General features: G+C 49.1%; 5 protein-coding genes. All 5 read right to left on the reverse strand.

The features are described from left to right. Positions 1 to 34: 34 nt before the first annotated feature. A complete protein-coding gene (locus AO064_RS30730) occupies positions 35 to 514 on the reverse strand; it encodes a hypothetical protein (RefSeq protein ID WP_122256263.1) in 480 nt (159 codons plus the stop codon). Next, a complete protein-coding gene (locus tag AO064_RS30735) occupies positions 514 to 987 on the reverse strand; it encodes a hypothetical protein (RefSeq protein ID WP_064054207.1) in 474 nt (157 codons plus the stop codon). The genes AO064_RS30730 and AO064_RS30735 overlap by 1 nt, the downstream gene beginning before the upstream one ends. A 470-nt stretch (positions 988 to 1457) precedes the next feature. Then, positions 1458 to 1712, reverse strand: a complete 255-nt coding sequence (locus tag AO064_RS18180) for a hypothetical protein (protein ID WP_231808977.1) — start codon at positions 1710 to 1712, stop codon at positions 1458 to 1460. Positions 1713 to 1768: 56 nt separating this feature from the next. Next, entirely contained in the window at positions 1769 to 2227 is a 459-nt protein-coding gene (locus AO064_RS18185) for an SMI1/KNR4 family protein (RefSeq protein ID WP_064054208.1), read from the reverse strand. An 8-nt stretch (positions 2228 to 2235) separates the two neighbouring features. Beyond that, positions 2236 to 2941: hypothetical protein (locus AO064_RS30950; RefSeq protein ID WP_208602912.1), on the reverse strand; the 706-nt coding region annotated here is incomplete at its 5' end.

The following is a 2941-nucleotide window of genomic DNA, read 5'->3' on the forward strand; positions in this document are numbered from 1 at the left end:
ACTGGCCCGGCCCTTTTGGACCGAGGAAGCAGCTTTACATTAAAGAGAGCCTCACGAACATCAGTCCTTGGCACCTAACAATTTCAGCAGGTATTTCTTTATAAACAAAAAGGTCATCACCCAAATTAATGAAACTCAAAAACTGGGAGTTACCAAATCGGAGGGACACCCCAGCAACTGAGTCTTCAATAGATGACAAAACCAACGAGACCGAAGTCAACTCTTCTCCTATGGCTGACGAAAAAGTCTCATCAGCCATTAATGAGAAAATCTTTTCCGCCCCAAACTCACCCAAATCACACTCGGAAACAGCATCTGAACTGTACGCTATAGACGCACCATCGGGTGCGCACTCTAAAGTTCCAACCCCCTGACCATCAAAAAACAGGCTTACTGCTTGCGGAGAGTTATTTTTCTCCGACTCAAAAACATGAAATAATCCCAAAGCGAGGCGCAGCCGGAGCCCTATACAACTAACCAGCCAAGATTTAAAAGCCTCGGACACCATAATCATTATGGATTGCCTTTCAGCGCATTCTTTACAGAAGGATTGTTTATGCCATCCTTCATAATTGTCACAAATGTCCCGTCGGGCTTTGTAATCACAACATCATCTCCTTTTATTCGGAAGAATACGTTACCTCTAGCACCGCCACTTCCTTGGCCTGCAAATGTCCCAGGGATTACTTTTTCTGGATTATTCCCAATATCTTGAATCTTATCTATAACTATCTGCCGGTCAGCAGGATTTCCAGGGCTTCCAGCGTAGTCTTTAACATGCCTTCCAAGCTTCTTCCCTATTTGCCCATCGTCGAACTTAAACTGAGCATTCGCGCCAACACCACTTGTAGGCGCCGTCGTGGAACCAGGCTTAGGCAGCAGTTTGACCTCGCCTTTTGCATCACCGCTAACAACATCCGCCCCAACCGCTCTCGGCTCATTACCCACGTAACGCTGCCAATCCGGATGGTAAGGATCAGCCTTCATCTCGTCCGTAATAGTGGTAATGCTAGCCGGCTTGGGAGCTTCCGCTGCCGCTTTTGCACCAGCACTATAGTCAGCCGAGTTCTCAAAAGCCTTACCGCCAGCCGTTACGTTGGCAGCCCCGGGATAGTTGGGGTCAGACCATTATTGATCAAATGAAAGTCTAAATCGTGGTCTGACCCCGTTTTCCAATGTGCAGCGGGATATCCGGCAGTGTAACCCTAGGACGGCGAGCCATATAAACCCCCAAATGAATAAGAGCTTACAGCTTAGCCGCCCATCACTAGGCCAAAAAAATCGAATAATTACAAAAAATAAATCATATTTTAAAAGAGCAATTCTGCTGAACTCTAAAAAGCGCAAAACCGTGGTCTGACCCCTATCTTTCCGTTTTCTGTTTTTTCTTTTTTTCAGTCACACTAGCTAGTTAGCTGCTAAGTAAGTGCCATTCAAATCTGTCCCTTTTATCATCATCAAGGAAAATTGGTATCCACAAAGTCTCTAGCAAAATCTTCTGCGTTTATTTTTACACCAGCTCGCGCAAATTTTTCCGAATTCACGCGCCACACTTCTTTTATTTTCTCCACCAGGGATTCCGGAAAATCCATCTGAGACGCGACGACATCACTCCAACTGCCTTGCACCCCGTACAGCTCGTGCAACTTGGGCTCCAGCGCACTTAACGCCGCACACTGCTCGTCTGTCAGCTCATCAATAGCCGAAAGCACGTAGCATTCCAGTAGCCGGAGAAAAGGCTTCCCCTCATATCGATTCATAACGGCTCTCAAATAAAATCCGGGTGAACTTGCAACTGCTGCAGAAACTTATCGAAGCTATCGGCAAGTTGGGTGCGTTCTGAGCCTTCATGTGAATAATACCAAACAGAACCGGATGGCGAATCCAGCGAAATATAAAACTGGCTGCCACCTCCGTCGCGCCCAATGGGCAACATGAATGGCCCCAACACTTGAGCCCAGTCATCAAGAGCCTTATCCAGGCTGTCGATACCTGCGTCTCCTAGTGAATAAAACCAATCAACGCTGACGCTAGCATCTGGTGATGCGTTCAAAAAGAAACTTCCGGCTTCAGGATGCCCACCGTTGGCACTTCGAATGAATTGAAGGTAGGTTTCTGGAAGCCTACGGCCCAGCCGAGCCTCAAGGGCGCGCACGCTTGAGTCATCACCACTGAAACCCACGCTGGGGCGTCCCCCGACATTGATGTTCAACTCAGCAATATTCATTCTTCCACCTAATTTTTTGGGGCGCCTCTTGGAATTGCCCATTCAGAATATCCACCCGCAGCCCCCGCATCGGGATGCAGTACGCGCCACCAAGGAGAACTAGGTGTGTGTTGGGCGGTCGGTACTAATCGCATGATTCCTTCCTGATTGAAAGCAGTCGACGACGACGCATGCTCCCATGTCCAGCCAGAAGGTGTTTGCCGCCCTCCGACTTTTGAAACCGACGATTTAATATTCGGGATCAGTGTCTCCATCATTTGCGCAAACGCAGAGTCCATGCTCAACGCGTTGTCCAACGCAGCATTGGACCTATTGAAATGCACGTCTCGGCTGCGACCGAAATCGGCCGGGTTCAAGGCAGTTTCAAACGCTACGCTGTAACCTGTCGGCTTTTCTGGAGGTAGTACCGACTCTAGATCGTGGAGTTGCTGCGCCAGTTTACCTTCTGCTTTCGCCGCTTCCGCGACCTTTGCGACTTGCTCCACTTTACCGGCCTGGCTCGCGCTACCCGGCATGCCCATCAGTAGTAAATCGGCGCCGAGCTTGGTGTTCTTTGCATATTGCTCGTAGGTATTACCTTGCAGGCCAAACACCAAACCCTGGCCGCCGTTGCGAGTTATCCATTCACCCACCATGTCGGAAGACGGCTCGACGAAGGGATCGATCAGTTTGTTCGCCTCCTCCAATGAATTACCGCCAAAGGCAATCTTGAAC

Origin of the sequence: Pseudomonas marginalis (assembly GCF_001645105.1) — a bacterium.
Taxonomy (GTDB): domain Bacteria; phylum Pseudomonadota; class Gammaproteobacteria; order Pseudomonadales; family Pseudomonadaceae; genus Aquipseudomonas; species Aquipseudomonas petroselini.

Coding starts and splice junctions, on each gene's coding strand:
- AO064_RS30730 (WP_122256263.1), bottom strand. CDS start 514: ATGATTATGGTGTCCGAGGCTTTTAAATCTTGGCTGGTTAGTTGTATA.
- AO064_RS30735 (WP_064054207.1), bottom strand. CDS start 987: ATGAAGGCTGATCCTTACCATCCGGATTGGCAGCGTTACGTGGGTAAT.
- AO064_RS18185 (WP_064054208.1), bottom strand. CDS start 2,227: ATGAATATTGCTGAGTTGAACATCAATGTCGGGGGACGCCCCAGCGTG.